The sequence below is a fragment of the Paenibacillus oryzisoli genome, assembly GCF_001653565.1.
Lineage (GTDB): Bacteria > Bacillota > Bacilli > Paenibacillales > NBRC-103111 > Paenibacillus_E > Paenibacillus_E oryzisoli.
The window spans coordinates 20,846-36,804 of record NZ_LYPB01000088.1 but is presented as its reverse complement, the minus strand read 5'-3'; the positions used below and the strand labels follow the sequence as shown (position 1 = coordinate 36,804).

The 15,959-nt window shown below is 45.6% G+C and carries 12 protein-coding genes; 5 read left to right on the top strand and 7 right to left on the bottom strand.

The window, feature by feature from the left end; translation table 11 throughout:
* Positions 1-513 precede the first annotated feature (513 nt).
* Entirely contained in the window at positions 514-1,635 is a 1,122-nt protein-coding gene (locus A8708_RS27985) for an NADH:flavin oxidoreductase (protein WP_068669189.1), read from the bottom strand.
* 193 nt (positions 1,636-1,828) lie between these two features.
* Here A8708_RS27985 and A8708_RS27980 point away from each other — a divergent pair, with 193 nt between their 5' ends.
* Positions 1,829-2,125, top strand: coding sequence for an ArsR/SmtB family transcription factor (locus tag A8708_RS27980; RefSeq protein ID WP_338044247.1), 297 nt, complete (start codon positions 1,829-1,831; stop codon positions 2,123-2,125).
* 644 nt (positions 2,126-2,769) lie between these two features.
* On the opposite strand, the gene A8708_RS27975 is transcribed toward A8708_RS27980, so the two are convergent.
* The 6 genes from A8708_RS27975 to A8708_RS27950 all read right to left on the bottom strand — a co-directional run bounded on the left by A8708_RS27975 (position 2,770) and on the right by A8708_RS27950 (position 11,611).
* On the bottom strand, positions 2,770-4,392 hold the full coding sequence (locus tag A8708_RS27975) for a helix-turn-helix domain-containing protein (protein WP_068669185.1): 1,623 nt from the start codon (positions 4,390-4,392) through the stop codon (positions 2,770-2,772).
* A 3-nt stretch (positions 4,393-4,395) separates the two neighbouring features.
* Positions 4,396-6,186 carry a cache domain-containing sensor histidine kinase gene (locus A8708_RS27970; RefSeq protein ID WP_068669183.1) on the bottom strand — a complete coding sequence of 597 codons (1,791 nt, stop codon included), beginning with the start codon at positions 6,184-6,186 and terminating at the stop codon, positions 4,396-4,398.
* Positions 6,187-6,292: 106 nt separating this feature from the next.
* Positions 6,293-7,642 (bottom strand): ABC transporter substrate-binding protein, encoded by a 1,350-nt coding sequence (locus A8708_RS27965; protein WP_068669180.1) that lies wholly within the window; start codon positions 7,640-7,642, stop codon positions 6,293-6,295.
* Between the two features lie 151 nt (positions 7,643-7,793).
* Complete coding sequence (locus tag A8708_RS27960; RefSeq protein WP_068669178.1) at positions 7,794-8,621, bottom strand: carbohydrate ABC transporter permease; 828 nt, start codon at positions 8,619-8,621, stop codon at positions 7,794-7,796.
* A gap of 20 nt (positions 8,622-8,641) precedes the next feature.
* Positions 8,642-9,586, bottom strand: a complete 945-nt coding sequence (locus A8708_RS27955; RefSeq protein ID WP_068669176.1) for a carbohydrate ABC transporter permease — start codon at positions 9,584-9,586, stop codon at positions 8,642-8,644.
* Between the two features lie 579 nt (positions 9,587-10,165).
* Positions 10,166-11,611 carry a DEAD/DEAH box helicase gene (locus tag A8708_RS27950; RefSeq protein ID WP_068669174.1) on the bottom strand — a complete coding sequence of 482 codons (1,446 nt, stop codon included), beginning with the start codon at positions 11,609-11,611 and terminating at the stop codon, positions 10,166-10,168.
* Positions 11,612-11,737: 126 nt separating this feature from the next.
* On the opposite strand from A8708_RS27950, the gene A8708_RS27945 reads away from it, so the two are divergent.
* The 4 genes from A8708_RS27945 to A8708_RS27930 are packed head-to-tail and all read left to right on the top strand — an operon-like array spanning position 11,738 to position 15,917.
* Positions 11,738-13,324, top strand: a complete 1,587-nt coding sequence (locus A8708_RS27945; protein WP_420848630.1) for a spore germination protein — start codon at positions 11,738-11,740, stop codon at positions 13,322-13,324.
* A 39-nt stretch (positions 13,325-13,363) separates the two neighbouring features.
* Complete coding sequence (locus tag A8708_RS27940) at positions 13,364-14,554, top strand: Ger(x)C family spore germination protein (RefSeq protein WP_068669172.1); 1,191 nt, start codon at positions 13,364-13,366, stop codon at positions 14,552-14,554.
* Between the two features lie 6 nt (positions 14,555-14,560).
* Positions 14,561-14,794 (top strand): hypothetical protein, encoded by a 234-nt coding sequence (locus A8708_RS27935; protein WP_068669170.1) that lies wholly within the window; start codon positions 14,561-14,563, stop codon positions 14,792-14,794.
* Between the two features lie 22 nt (positions 14,795-14,816).
* On the top strand, positions 14,817-15,917 hold the full coding sequence (locus tag A8708_RS27930; RefSeq protein WP_068669168.1) for a GerAB/ArcD/ProY family transporter: 1,101 nt from the start codon (positions 14,817-14,819) through the stop codon (positions 15,915-15,917).
* Positions 15,918-15,959 lie beyond the last annotated feature (42 nt).

Genomic DNA, 15,959 nt, shown 5'->3' with positions numbered 1-15,959 from the left:
CACCTGCTAATCTCGCCCATTTATCCTCAACTCACCAGCTACTCTCTAGCTACTCCCACCTCCCCTCCAGCTAATCCGAGCTTTGTTCATCTGCCTGCTCACCTTCTACTCTCAAACCACTCATCCAACTGCCGTCAACTCACCAGCTCCACTCTGCTCATTTCCATCCCCTGCTTTCCCTCACTCATTCCCATCATCAGCCCCTCCTCCGACATTTAAATGGAATTTATACAGTTATTTGGAGCAATTATCCCTATAAATTAGATTTAGATGGAAAAAGTACAGGTAATTCATCGCTATCCCATGAAAATGGCGAGAATGGGCAAATTTAGCTGCATTTTTTCCAGTTATTTCAACAAATACCTCGAAAATCACAAAATTAGATGGAGATTTTCCAGTTATTCCGATGCGGGAGGCGTTTACACGGACGAAGCGCAAAAAAACAAGGCAGCCGGATCATCCGGTTGCCTTGTTTCCTTATAGCCAGACAGCGCGTTCCACGAGTCTGACGGCTTAATATAAACGTTGTAGAGCATCAGCGGTGAATGGCAGCAATTCGTCAAACCGACCGCCACGAACTTTGTCAGCCCAAGCAGGGTCAACCAACAGCGCCCGTCCAATAGCAACGAGATCGAATTCGTTCTGCTCAAGACGAACAAGCAGTTCGTTGATATCAGCCGTACCTGCGCTCTTCCCTCTGAAAGAGCCCATGAACTCATCATCTAAACCAACGGATCCCACGGTAATTGTAGGTTTGCCTGTTAATTTTTTCACCCATCCGGCAAAATTCAGTGTAGATCCTTCGAACTCGGGTTCCCAGAACCTGCGAGTGGAGCAGTGGAATATATCTACGCCAGCCTCGACGAGTGGTGCAAGTAATTCACCAAGCAGCTCAGGCGTATCGGCAAGCTTAGCTGTATATTCGGCCGATTTCCATTGCGACAGCCTAATGATAATTGGGAAATCCGGCCCTACTGCGCGGCGGCAAGCTTCAATGATTTCAACGGCAAATCGTGTGCGCTCCAACATACTGCCACCGTACTTATCCGTGCGGTGATTCGTTCTCTCCCATAGGAACTGATCAATCAAGTAACCATGAGCACCATGGATCTCAATGCCATCAAAACCAATCCGCTTCGCATCTGCGGCCGCTTGCGCAAAAGCTTGAACGACTTGATCGATCTCCGCTTGCGTCATGGGTTCATTCACTTTCTCACCTGTTAACGTGAGACCAGATGGTCCAATCGAAGGCGCTTCTGGATGAGGAAGCGAACCATTCTTACGAGTCATTCCGACATGCCATAGCTGCGGTACAATGCGTCCACCAGCTTCATGGACAGCGTCAACGACGCGTTTCCAACCTGCCAGTGCTTCCTCGCCATGAATGTTAGGGATATTGGGATTATCCGTTGCGGCTGGATGATTGATCAACGTACCTTCAGTAATTATAAGGCCAACACCATTCTCCGCGCGGCGACGATAATAATCCACCACATCCTGCCCAGGAACAGCTCCTGGCGAGAAGGCTCGCGTCATCGGTGCCATCACGATTCGATTCGCTAAGTTAAGATTTTCATTTGTAAAAGGTTTAAACAATGCCTCGGCAGAGTGCGTCTCTTGATTGGTTTTCGTCATCGTCTTTCCTCCACTCCATATTTTTCTATATCGTTAGCTACTAACGTGTGTTACGAATTCTAAGTATGAGGTTATTTAGTTCGATTGTTATCGAACAATAGAAATATAGCATGCAATATGGTAAAATGCAATCACTAAGCTTTAACAAGGAGGAAACATCATAAAAGTACTATTTCACCCAGACAAAGCGGATATGCATCTCTCATCCGTCCTCTATGCGTTAAGCGATCCCATCCGATTATCTATCGTCTCAGAGCTCCACAAACTAGGGGAGTGTACATGTGGTGGCATTGAGGTTAGTGTCGTGAAATCAACAATGTCTCATCATGTCCGCACGATGCGTGAAGCTGGGGTTGTCAACGTCCGCGTGCAAGGAACACAACGCTTCTTGTCATTACGCAAAAATGACTTAGATGAAAAATTCCCTGGTCTGCTTCACTCCATTCTCAATGCCTACGATTCCAGTTCGGATACTCAGTTGCCAAAGTGACACAGGGGGGCCATCACCGTGCCCTCTTTCGGTGCACTACTCTCTATTACCACATCTACTCTTACTTCCCCATCCACTTTACTCATTATTCTCTCACTACTACTCTCTTCTTTTCACACTTTTACTCTCCCCTTCTCATTCACACTCTACTCCAACCCATTCCACATTACTCATTTCTCACTCGCTACTACTCTTCAACATCAGATCCAGCCACCCCAACTCCAACCAAAGATTCAAATAGGCACATATTTATTGCTTTCCAATTGATTTCAATGGGCAAAAATGCGAAAAGGCACTTATTTTGGCTGAAATAGGGTCGAATCGGCTTTAGAAGCGAAAAAGGTTGCCTTTTTGCATCAATTCCCTATATTTGCTCGGTTTTTGAGATAATAGATACCTTTTCGCATTTTTGCCGAGAGTTAGAGTCAGAATTGAAGTGGGAGTCAGCGTGAGACGGGGGTGGGCGCAGAAGTCTACTTCTACGCTGGAACTGCAGTGGAGCCTGCGCTCTGATGCACTTCGCTTCTGCCTTGCAACTGTAACGGCAGCCAGCCAAGGGTGCCGCTAGCACAAAAAACACTGAAAACTGCATATCTGCAGTTTTCAGTGTTACTATTGCTGATCGTAGCGAGCCTGACAGCCACTTAACTCCCCTTCGTCTGCCCTCGATAAGCATTCGGCACGAAGCCCGTATGCGCCTTGAACAGCTTACCGAAGTAGTTCTTGTTCTCGTAGCCGAGCATGTCCGAGATTTGTTCCACGCTTTTGTCCGTGATCTCTAGCAGTTCCTTCGCTTTCTCCATCTTCATCCGCGTCACGTACTCGATGAAGTTCTCGCCCGTCTCCCGCTTGAACAAGCGACTTAAGTAGCTCGGGTGCAGATGGAGATGCGCGGCAGCGTCTTCCAGTGATATTTTCGTATCGAGATGGTTGTAGACGAACCGCTGACATTCCAGAATCTCACGATTATGCGACTCCCGATACACTTGTCCAGCCCACTCGATGGCTTGCTGCAAATAATCCTTCAGCCATAGCTCCATTTCGCGGATGGAAGATAACTCGTGTACATCGTGATGAATCAACTCGGAAGAGAACGTCGATTGATAGTGCTGCAGCGACTTCAGCCGCATGCGCACGTCGAGGATCATTTTGAGCAGCCAATCCTTCACCTCAAGGGGGCGGAACCGATTGTACTGGATGAAATCGACCCACTTCGAGACGAATGCATCAACCCCTTCTGCACGCTCATCGAACACGACACCGCGGAATTCATCCAACGCCTGTGCATACTGAGCGAGCAGCTCTCCTCCATCCCCGAATCCTTCCCGCAAATGATCGAGCTTGCTGATTGAAGACTCCGGCATATAGAAGCGAATCGCTCTAGCCTCTATCATGCGGATCAGTTGATCCTTCAATGCCCGAACATCTTTCACTGGCGTTCCTGTCATGAACGAAAATGAGATTTTCGCATACTTCTGCAAGCAAGCCTGCAGCTGTCGCAGCGTTTGCTCCATCTTTTGGCTGTTATTCACATGCAGCTCCGAGAAATGCGGGAATAACAACACAATTTCCCCTGTATTGTAGGTGAATAAGGTCACTTCCTTTTGATCCACGAGCAGCTCTTCCACAATATTTTGAATCGTATACTCGAATAAATCTGTCGACTGGAATCGACTGTTCGCCTCTTTCACCCGATTGGCATAACCGAATACAGGCAAGACAGCATGTTTATTCAGCTGAATGCCGAAGTCAGCCGCTTTGGCGCTCCAGTCCGCCGCATCAAATAAAGGCTCATTCACCGTACTTCGGATGAACTGGCGCTTCAACGCGCCGCGTTGCTGTGAGACCTCTTTCTCGAGCTTGCGACTCTTCGATTGTTGCCGATCCTCCGCATCCAATTGCTCCTTGAGCCTGGTCAACACTTCCGTGATATTGCTGACGTTCATCGTTTCCTTCAAGATGTATTCACTCACCGAAAGCTTAACAGCCGCCTGCGCATAATGGAATTCATCATGACAGGAGAGGATCACTGCCTTCAGATTCGGATCGTCCTCACGGAGGGACTTGATCAACTCCAGCCCATTGATGTCAGGCATCCCAATATCGCTGATCAATACATCTATTTTGGCATGCTTGCCTGCCTTCTGTGCATCCAACGGGTTCGCATACACGCCAGTCAATTGGTAACCAAGGGCTTCCCACTGAATCGTGGTCTCCAGAAATTCAAGAACGGGGATATCATCATCTACAATCATGACGGTGTACATAGGTCACACCTCTTTCTCAGGTTGCTGTGGAAAACGCAGAATAATTTGAGTGCCCTCTCCCAAACTGCTTTCAATATCATAATCGAATTGATGACCATAAATCATCCGAAGTCGTTCAAACACATTATGTAACCCGATCCCCGATAGAGAAGGACTGCTCTTTTCCTCCGTTACAGGCTTAATCGGTGTAGCTTCCAAATGAGAGCGAAGCTCTAACAACCGCTCTGGTGTCATGCCAACTCCCGAATCCTGAATCTCCACCTGCAATCTGCCATCCTCAGCAAGGCGAGAAACAATCGTGATTTCACCTGCTTTACTTTTGAGACCGTGAATATACGCATTCTCAATGAGTGGCTGCAGCAGGAAACGCGGAATCTGAATAAGCAGCGTGTCAGAAGCCGCGGATACGCGCAGGACAACTCGATCGCCATGCCTCGAATTCAATAAACGAACATAGTGCTCGTTAATCCCAATCTCTTCATGGAGCGTGATGTATTCGTTATTGCGATTGATGGTCATCCGCAAAAGGGCAGACAATGAGCTGATCAATTCAGCGTTCTCTTCGTCGCCTTTCATCATGATTTTCAACCGAATCGAGTTCAATACATTAAAAAGAAAATGCGGATTAATCTGGGCCTGCAGCATCGCTAGCTCTGCCTTACGCTTAAGTTCTTGCTCTCGTTTATTCTCGAAAAGCGTCAACTCGATCCGATCGATCATACGATCAAACACATAGCCCAGCCGACCCACTTCATCCCCGCCGTTAATGTTAGAACGTTCACTCAATTGACCAGACTCGATTCGCACTACCGTTTGGACAAGCTTCGCGATCGGCTTCGTCAATGTACGTACCACATAGAGTAGTACAATTGCGAACAAAATAAGAAACATTAATTGGATACCGAAATCCGTTTTTCGAAAAGACTGGATTTGCTGAGCAGCCGATTTATACGGCGTCATATTGACGAGTTTCCATTCCGGCGTGACTTGGGCACTCTGCATGATATATTCTTCACCAGCTACCTTCACAAAGGACGAGCCTTCTTCCGTAGGAAGTTGATCATAATAGGCAAAAGGCTTACCAATCCGACTTAAATCCTTATCTACCAGAATTTTTCCTTGTGTATCAATGATAACCATAGATTCATTATCTTCATATTGCGCAAATAATTTCTGCAGAACACTCGTTTCAAGACCAACAATCACATACCCGTAAGTAGCACCATTGAGACGAAGTGGCTTCACAGCTTCTAATAAATAGGATTGTGAGGACTGCTGACTGTAATTGGGCTCAGCCCCAATCCACTTCGCACTATATCCGCCTGACTGCATGATATCCTGCATCCACGCCTTCTCAAAAAAGGACTTCGGATCAAAATTCGTCGTCATGTAGGTCGCATAATACTGCCCATTCGGGAGAAGCAATGTAACAACTAAATTTTCCAGCGGACCAATGAACGTAGCGATCCGATTATCTATCGTTGTCTTACTGATATAAAGGTCTCCAATGGGAGTTTTATCATCGGCGTGACTTAAGTTCAATATAGGTTCCCGAATATCCACATCAAACTGAATGAAATTCATCATATGTAACATATTCTTCATTTGACCATTAACAATTTGACTGGCAATCCGCATCGATTGCCTTGCATTGTCTGCCACTTGCGTTCGAACCGCATCCCGTGTAAACAAATTCGACACGTACATGGATACGATAGACGGTAACACCAGACAAATTAGAATCGTTAGTACTAATTTATTACGAAGAGATAATGTGCGAAACCATTGCAGCACTAACGTTTCCCGCCTTCCCCAATAAAATGGGAAAAAAGAGGGGCCTATGGCCTCCTCTTGCTTCCTATACACATTATACCAGTAAAGCTAGCCGAATCGTTACTGATTACTTAGCATTACTTTTTCTGATTTCTTCAATTTTTGCTTTCGATGTTGCAATTGTTTTCTCTAGATCTTGCTTGCCCGTTAAGAACAATTCAACTTGCGTTGTGTATTCTTTCTCTTGTTGCAACGCGTAAGTTGGAGGAACAACCAATTTTGTAGATTTGTTCACTTTTAAAGTAGACAGCAAGGAAGTTTTGTCGATGAACTTAACTTGATCTGGCTTACCGCTTGCAAGGATTGCTTCTACGTTTTTGTTAATATCCGCTTTTTTCCAACCGGAGAAGAACAGACCTTGTGTTTGAATACCTTCTGTTGTGTACCATTTCACGAAGTCATAAGCAGCTTGTTTGTTCTTGGAGTTTGCAGCTACACCCATGAAGTCAGCACCTACTTCAGTCAAACCATTTGTATCTTTTGCATCATATTTCGGATATGGAGCAAATACTGTGTTGAACTTAGCATTTAGTGCAAGCTCACCAACCATCCAGTTACCGGTTGCTAGCATCGCTGTTTTACCTGCGTAGAATACGTCACGGTAAGCCATCTTTTGGGAAACAACTTCGAAGTAAGGAACGGACGATTTATCTACGTTTTCCATTTGATTACGTAGGTTCAAGGAGAAACGAACTTGCGGGTTATCAATGTTCTCTGTACCGTCTGATTTCACAAGGTAAGGATTATCCATATTGTTGTTCAAAGCAAGAAGTGCGTAGTCTTTCCAGTTATGGAAATAAGAACCGTATTGTTTCGCTGCGCCTTCACCCGAAGTCATTTTCTTAGCGTATTCTGCATAATCATTCCAAGTCCATTCTGTCGGAACTGGAAGTTTAGCAGCATCTAATTTATCCTTGTTCAAAAGAACGAACCATTCAATCATTTTACCAGGCAACGCATAGTATTTGCCGTTAACGATCGGATCAAGTTTGTACTCGTCTTTTACAACGATGTTGTCTTTTTTCAAATACTCATCTAGTGGCTCAAGAATCCCTGCACCTACACGTTGTGCGAAGTCAGAAGCACTGGAGTACATCACAACGTCCATTTGCTCGCCGGAAGCTGCTAGTAGATCAAGCTTTTTCATGCCTTCTTGGGAATCACCTTTCTCGGACATGCTTTCATAAACGACTTTAACGTTTGGGTGAGTTGCATTGTAAGCTTCAACTGTTTTGTTCCAGTTCCCTTGTGCTTCTGTGTACCAACCTTGCACTTTAATCGTAACAGGTGCTTTTGTTCCCGAAGTTGCTGCACCACCAGACGTTTCTGCTGGTTTATCTTCGCTTTTACTTCCACAACCTGCAAGTGCAGCACTGATAGCTAGAACACCGCTTAATACGAGTAAACTCTTTTTCATATGAACCCCTCCAAGAAGATAGTTGTATATGTTGCGTTTAACTGAAAACCTTTACATCACGAATCGTAACAAACTTCATTCGAGCACACGAGGCAATATTTTAACCTCATGCACTCTTATTTTGACATCTTGCTTGTAAGTGACTTGACGTTTAACCTTTCACCCCACCCATGGAGATCCCTTCGATAACTTGCTTCTGTCCAATGATGAAGATGATCAACAAAGGCAAGATCGCAGAAACGGAAGCCGCCATGATTAGGGAGTAGAACTCACCATTTAAATCTGCAAAGGAATGAATCCCTAACGGAAGTGTGAACAGCGACTTGTCTCTTAAGAAAATAAGCGGATTCTGGTAATCATTCCAGGTCCAGATAAAGCGCAGGATCGCATATGTTGCAATCGCAGGACGCACAAGCGGTGTACAGATCGTCCAGAAAATGCGTGCATGGCCAGCGCCATCAATCCTAGCAGACTCCATATACTCATCATGGATACCAAGGTAGAACTGACGCAGCATGAATGTTCCCAGTACGCTGAAAGACCCTAAAAGAATAAGCCCTAGATGTGTATCGTACAGGTGCATCGAACGAAGCAGAAGGAATTGCGGCACCAGAATCGCCTGACTTGGAATCATATAGATAGCAAGAACGAGAACAAAGAGAACAGTTGAACCACGGAACTTAATTTTGGAGAAGGCATAAGCCGCCATGGATGAGAACAGAACGGATAATGCTGTTGTGATCACAGAAACCTTAATCGAATTCCAATAGTATAAGGGGAATTTCGTCGTCCATACCGTTTTATAATTTTCAATCAGATTAAAATGTTTCGGAATCCATTGGATCGGGAAGACGAATACGTCCAACTCGGGCTTCATGGAAGCGGAAATCATCCAAAGGAAGGGAGTCATGAACAGGATCCCGAAGAGGGCCATCAGAATCGTTATAATAATCTTTTTGAGACTTTTTTTGTTATCCATGTGGGAACCTCCATTCTAGTTTAATAGTTGACCCATTTACGTTGGCCGAACCACTGAATTAATGTAATCAAAAGAACGAGTACTAGAAGCACAATCGCCATTGCAGAAGCATAGCCGGATTGCAGATTGACGAACGCTGTTTCATACAAGCGGTACACAACCACACTCGTTGAATTCGCTGGTCCACCATTCGTAAGAACGGAGATGACATCAAACACTTTAAATGTTCCTATGATACCGGATACGAGCAAGAAGAATGTAGTTGGTGACAGTAAAGGCACGGTGATGCTGTAAAATTGCTTAAATTTCGATGCGCCATCAATATCAGCGGCTTCATATAGATCTTTAGGGATGGATTGCAATCCTGCCATGAAAATAATCATGTTATACCCGATGTTGATCCAAACCATAAGTCCCATTACACAATACAAAGCGTAGTCGGGATCGGCCAACCATTTCGGCGGATTTACAAAGCCCCAGTCCATCAACGTTTGATTAATCGGTCCGTACGTAGGATGAAAGAGTACTTGAAATACGATCGCTACTGCAACAACACTTGAAATGTAAGGAATAAAGTAAATGACTTTGAAAACGCCTTTGAAATACACTTGCTTATCAATCAGCACCGCCAAAACCAATGAAACAATGAGGGTTATCGGCACTACGACCAACAGAATCATATTGTTTTTGAGTGATAGTAGGAAGACACTATCGTGAATTAATTTGGTAAAGTTGTCCAATCCTAGGAATTTCACCTTCGAGAAACCGGCAACAAAGTTCCAATCCGTAAAACTCAAAAAGAAGGATGCGATGATTGGAAATAACGTGAATACGAATAAGCCGAGGATCATGGGACTAACAAAAAGATATCCGGCCAAATTTTCTCGAATTTGCTGTTTGGATGTCTTAGGCTTCACTTTAGTTTGAGGGATACTGCCTGCTTGCGATTGTATATGGTTAGCCATGAAATTCACCCCATGTCGTGTTTTCTATAGTCTACCTTGTGTGTGCCCCATGGATAAGTCACAGATTTGACCCTTTCGAGTAATATTTTAACCTGCAGCGATCCTTTCTATTAAAAGTGGAACATGCGGATGGCTTGTTAAGCGTGAAAATCAACGTTGCAGCTACACAACTACCTCTGGATCTCGCATTTCCACGCTGTAACGGTGAAAATCACCGCTACAGCTCCACATCCACCTCTCGATCTCGCATTTCAACGCTGTAACGGTGAGAATCAGCGTTACAGCTACACATCCACCTCTCGATCTCGCATTTCCACGCTGTAACGGTGAAAATCAACGTTACAGCTCCACATCCACCTCTCGATCTCGCTTTTCAACGCTGTAACGGTGAAAATCAACGTTACAGCCGCACATCTACCTCTCGATCTCGCTTTTCAACGCTGTAACGGTGAAAATCAGCGTTACAGCTGCACATCCACCTCTCGATCTCGCTTTTCAACGCTGTAACGTTGAAAATCAACGTTACAGCTACACAGCAAAAAAACCAGAGAGCCACTCGGCTCCCTGGTCAGCACTATCTTACTTATTCGCTTCATGTACCTTCAGCAATTTCCCCTTGATGGTCGTGTTTCTCATGATCTTGAGCACCATCGGTCCTTTGCCATTCAAAATGTCGACATACGACACATTATCTTGAATCGTAATGATGCCGATATCCTCCACGGTGACACCTTCGATCTTGGCGAGGGTGCCGACGAAGTCGACGGCTCGAATCTTTTTCTTTTTGCCCCCGTTAAAATAGAGCTTCATGATGCCCTTGTTTAACTGGTCACTGCGATCCCGCTTGATGACAGGCGTGGCCTGCATCTTCTGATCGAAGGCAGCCTGCTTCGCGGCAACCTCCTCCGAATCAGGCGCATCCTGGCGCGGAATCTCGAAGCCTAGATAGCCTTCGATATAAGAAAGGAACTTGTCCTCGTGCGGCGTTACGAACGTGATCGCCTTGCCTGTCTTGCCAGCTCGTCCTGTCCGGCCGATCCGGTGGACGTAACTCTCCTTCTCCATCGGAAGGTCATAGTTGATGACATGCGTGATGTCTTCCACATCGATCCCACGCGCCGCGACATCCGTGGCCACCAGGAATCGGAACTCTCCGCGCTTGAACGCATTCATAACGAGGAACCGATCATCCTGTGCCATGCCGCCGTGGATTTTGTCACATGGAAAGTCCAACTGATCGAGCTGCGTGAAGAGCTTATCAACATGCTCTTGTGTCCGGCAGAAAATAATGCAGTTCTCCGGATTCTCCATCACCAGCACATTCTGAAGCAATGGCCACTTCTCGTTCTCCCGCACCATGATGAGAGAGTGCTCGATCTGAACCTTCGCGGCATCCGGCGTCTCGATCTCGATATCGATCGGCTCCCGCAGGTATTGATGGCATAACGCCTCGACATCTTTGGGCAACGTTGCTGAGAAGAGCATCGTCATCCGATCCGTTGGCAACTCATCAATGATCGCACCTACTTGCTCTATAAACCCCATCCGCAGCATTTCATCAGCTTCATCAATAACCAAATACCGCAATCGCTCGACGTCCAGCGTCCCTTTCTGAATATGATCCAGCACGCGGCCTGGTGTACCTACGACCACGTGGCATTTCTGGTGCAGCTCTATCTTCTGCTTGGCAAAAGGCTGCTTCCCGTATAGGGCTACCGCCTTAATCCGCTTAAAGCGCCCGATGTTGGTCATATCCTGCTTCACTTGATCGGCAAGCTCCCGCGTTGGTGTCAAGATGAGTGCCTGCGGCCTGTTCTCTTCCCACTCCACCAGTTCGCAGATCGGTATGCCGAATGCGGCTGTTTTCCCGCTCCCCGTACGGGATTTCACGGTCAAGTCACGCTCTTGCAGTGCGATCGGGATTACCTTATGCTGCACATCTGTCGGCTGTGTGTAACCCAGCGTGGTTAGCGCGCGCGTAATGTCCTCACTTAATTGATAATTATCAAAGCTTCTTGTCGTCACGATTTGACTCCCCTTCTTGTTGCTGTGGCTCTATTCTACTACATCTGGAGGTTTAAAAGAAAAAACATGAGTGAAATACCCAACATTAGGCAATAGTAACAAAAACAAATCAGGGTGGTACGCTTCATGAAGAACTCCATCTTTACGTTCATGCAAAAATTATTGAAACAAAAATACCAACCGGATCCGGCTGCACTCCGTGAAGACAATCTCATTCACACCATGCCAGATAATCTAGAAGAGACCCTGCTCACCATTCAAGAAGGACTGGGGCATAGCACGGATCTCGTTATTCGAAGGATGACCATTCCATCCAATCCACCCTGCAAGGCTGCCATCGTCTATATGGATGGACTTGCAAATGTCAAAGACATTTTGGATTCCCTATTTATCGATTATCGATCCGGAGACATCCTTCTACCTCAACTTGATGACCTACCACCGTTATCTCTCCTGAAAGAATACTTATTGAAATCAGGTGAGATCACAGGTACATCTGACTTTAAAACGCTCTATCATATGGTTTTATCTGGCGATACGGTCATACTCGTGGATGGTTATAATGAAGGAATTTGTGCGAGCACACGGGAATGGAAGGATCGTGGAGTCACAGAACCCTCCTCTCAAACCGTTGTCAGGGGACCGCGTGAAGGATTTTCAGAGACGTTGCGCACCAACACTGCCTTGATTCGCCGAAAAATCAAAGATCCCCGTCTATGGATGGAGACCCGACAAATTGGTCGTGTAACCCAGACTGATGTGGCTACGATGTATATCAAGGGGCTTGTAGATGACTCAGTGGTAGAGGAAGTACGTATCCGTCTAGCACGTATTGATATTGATGGGATACTTGAGAGTGGATACATCGAAGAACTGATTCAAGATGAAGCTTATACACCCTTCCCTACCGTGTTTAATACAGAGCGGCCTGACGTGGTTGCCGCAGCATTGCTTGAGGGACGAATCGCCATCTTAGTCGATGGTACACCCTTTGTCCTCATTGTACCTGCTGTATTTACGCACTTTATGCAGGCAGCGGAGGATTCTTACCACCGGGCAGATATCTCCTCATTGATTCGTATCCTCCGTTATGTATCGCTGATGATGGCCTTACTGGCTCCTGCTGCTTATATAGCAGTGACGACTTTTCACCAAGAAATGATTCCGACCACACTGCTCATTAATGTTGCTGCACACCGGGAGGGAATTCCTTTTCCTGCATTTATTGAAGCCATGTTGATGGAAGTAACGTTTGAAATTCTACGGGAAGCTGGCATCCGAATGCCACGCACCATTGGACAAGCCGTCTCCATTGTTGGTGCGCTAGTCATTGGACAAGCAGCTGTAGAAGCTGGATTAGTAGGGCCTGCCATGGTCATTATCGTCGCGATTACAGCGATCTCTACCTTCATTATCCCATCCTATAATCTGGGAATTTCCATTCGAATGATCCGTTTCATCCTGATGATACTTGCTGCTTCACTAGGACTTTATGGAATACTTATCGGTATTATTGCCCTGGTTTTGCATTTATGCAGCCTGCGTTCTTTTGGTACTCCATACTTAGCACCCTTCGCACCTTATAACGTAGAAGATCAGAAGGATAACGTCATTCGTTTCCCGCACTGGGCTTTATTGAAGCGTCCAAGTTTCATTAGTTCGAACAATAGACAGAAACAGACCTATAATCCCCCACAGAAACCAGAATCCTAAGCGAGATCAGCCCAAGCTGGGGAAGGTGATCCATACGAAATGATGAAACGAGCCGCACTGCTTTTCCTCTCCCTGATGTTCTTAACGGGGTGTTGGAATCGCAAAGAACTTGACCAAATTTCCATCGCGACAGCTATTGGCATTGATAAAAAAGGGGACCATTATAATATTTCGGTTCAACTACTGAATACCGATGAAATTACGTCATCGAAGGGCGGAAGTCAACGAATGCCCGTAGTGACACTTCAGCTAAGCAGCGGGAGAACGATTTTCGAGTCATTCCGCAAGTTAACAACAAGTTCACCGCGCAAAATCCTTTCCTCCCATCTACGGATTCTCGTGATTGGAGAAGACATAGCCAGAGAAGGTATAGCCAAAATACTCGATCTCTTGTCCAGAGATCACGAGCTGCGCTCAGACTTTAATATTTTATTAGCTAGAGATGCAACTGCCAATGAAGTTTTACAGGTATTGACACCGCTTGAGAAAATTCCAGCGAATAAGCTCTATTCTTCGCTCATCTCATCCGAGAAAAATTGGGGAGTTACGACAAATGTTGACTTGCATCAACTTATTTTCGATTTAGTGGATGCTGGCAAAGATCCCGTCCTCTCGAGTATTCATATTAAAGGGGACGTGAATAAAGCGAAGTCCCACGAGAATTTAAGTTCTGTTCTCCCTCCTGCAACATTGGAATATAAAGGCCTTGGCGTTTTCCATCATGATCAGTTTGTTGGATGGTTAACGGATAGAGAAAGTAAAGGCTATAACTATGCCATCAATAATATTACAAGCACCGTTGTTCCACTTCCTTGTCAACAATCTAAAGGTGATGTATCCATAGAACTGATGAGCACGAGGGCCAAACTAAGAGCTCGATTTGTAGATAACCAACCTCGGATCTCCGTCAACTTACGCGTTGAGGCGAATATCGGAGAAATCGCTTGTCCATTAAATTTGGATTCCACCGAGACGATACAAGCCATTGAAGAACAGTTAAATGAAGAAATTAAAGGGACGATTCTAGACGCCATAACCAAAGCGAAGTCTTACAAGTCCGATATTTTCGGATTTGGCTCCGCCATTCATCGTGCCAATTATGAGCAATGGCATCTTATGAAAGATAACTGGGACGAAGCCTTTGTCCATCTTCCTGTTGATGTAACCGTGCAATCCAAAATCCGCCGTACAGGCTCGGTTGTAGAATCTTTTATTGATAAAATGGAGTGATTACGTATGATCTGGAGTGCTGTGATTGTTCTTGCCTCGCTATGGACATTGAAGGTTGAAGTCCCTCGTTTACGAAAAGAGAAGCTGTACAAAGAACTCTGGGTCTTCCTCATAGCGATCAGCATCTCTGCCCTAGTGAGTGTGGCTGTAAGCTTACAGTTACTCCTGCTTAACCCATTAGAGCTGATTGCTTACTTATTCAGACCCATGGGGAAAATGATTACAACCCTGCTCACGTAGCTGTAAGTCAAAGGAGATCGCGATGTTTAAACATGAGAAAATCAGCCTGCGACAATTTAAAATATTAGTTCTTCTCTTCAGTCTAGGAAGTACGATCATCATCGTTCCATCAGTTCTTACGGCTTTTGCCCATCAAGACGGGTGGCTGTCTGCCGCACTGGGTATCGCAATGGGGGGAGGAGCGCTATTCCTCTATGCTACGCTAGGTAATCGGTATCCGAATGATACTTTAATGGCCTTTAACGAGTTGATTCTAGGAAAATGGTTAGGGAAAGGGATCAGCATCCTCTTCTATCTATTTATTCTAATCACAGCCTCCTTGGTACTGCGCAACGTTGGCGACTTTATTACCACCATCATCATGCCGGAGACACCTATTCAGGTTATTCACTTTGTATTCCTGCTGATTATCATGCTCGGAGCTGTGCTCGGCTTAGAAGTGATTGCACGTGCTGGCGAGATCTTCCTTCCTTGGGTTCTGTTGTGTATTAGCGTGTTGGTAGGCTTTCTGATCCCACAAATTAAAATAGATCGTGTCCCCCCCATACTGGAAGCGAGCACGAAAGCCATTATTCACGGTAGCTTATCCGTTCTTTCTATTCCCTATCTAGAAATGGTGGTCTTCCTGGTGATCTACCCGGCCATTTACACGAAAATGAAGAGGAGCAAAGGGTTTATTCAAGCGGGTTTTATGGGGGGAATTATTATTTTTACCATTACTGCTTTATGTATCCTCGTGCTAGGCTGGGACTTCACCTCTCGACATACGTTCCCCAGTTACACATTAGCGAAAAAAATCCATGTTGGCGGATTCATTCAACGGATTGAAGTATTAGTCGCGATCATTTGGTTTGTCACTATCTATTTCAAGCTCGTCATTTGCTTCTACAGCTCTCTGATTGGACTGCAGCAGATCCTGGGCTTGCGTACCTATCGTCCGTTCATCGTGCCAAGCGCGCTTCTCCTGTTTGCGCTCGCCTTCCTCGTTTACCCGAACATCATCTATTTCCGAGATTTCGCTTCCAATATATGGCCTCCATTTACCATAACGATGGGCCTGTTCCTGCCTGCCGGTTTGTTACTTGTTTCTTATTTTAGACCCGTAGGCAGCTTAAACAAATGAATGGAGAATCGTTGTCGCACCTTCCTTCTTGCAAGATGACAA

What these genes read in the sequence shown, in the direction of transcription:
- A8708_RS27985 (WP_068669189.1), bottom strand. Translation starts at nt 1,635, where the DNA reads ATGACGAAAACCAATCAAGAGACGCACTCTGCCGAGGCATTGTTTAAA.
- A8708_RS27980 (WP_338044247.1), top strand. Translation starts at nt 1,829, where the DNA reads ATGCATCTCTCATCCGTCCTCTATGCGTTAAGCGATCCCATCCGATTA.
- A8708_RS27975 (WP_068669185.1), bottom strand. Translation starts at nt 4,392, where the DNA reads ATGTACACCGTCATGATTGTAGATGATGATATCCCCGTTCTTGAATTT.
- A8708_RS27965 (WP_068669180.1), bottom strand. Translation starts at nt 7,642, where the DNA reads ATGAAAAAGAGTTTACTCGTATTAAGCGGTGTTCTAGCTATCAGTGCT.
- A8708_RS27960 (WP_068669178.1), bottom strand. Translation starts at nt 8,621, where the DNA reads ATGGATAACAAAAAAAGTCTCAAAAAGATTATTATAACGATTCTGATG.
- A8708_RS27955 (WP_068669176.1), bottom strand. Translation starts at nt 9,586, where the DNA reads ATGGCTAACCATATACAATCGCAAGCAGGCAGTATCCCTCAAACTAAA.
- A8708_RS27945 (WP_420848630.1), top strand. Translation starts at nt 11,738, where the DNA reads ATGAAGAACTCCATCTTTACGTTCATGCAAAAATTATTGAAACAAAAA.
- A8708_RS27940 (WP_068669172.1), top strand. Translation starts at nt 13,364, where the DNA reads ATGATGAAACGAGCCGCACTGCTTTTCCTCTCCCTGATGTTCTTAACG.
- A8708_RS27935 (WP_068669170.1), top strand. Translation starts at nt 14,561, where the DNA reads ATGATCTGGAGTGCTGTGATTGTTCTTGCCTCGCTATGGACATTGAAG.
- A8708_RS27930 (WP_068669168.1), top strand. Translation starts at nt 14,817, where the DNA reads ATGTTTAAACATGAGAAAATCAGCCTGCGACAATTTAAAATATTAGTT.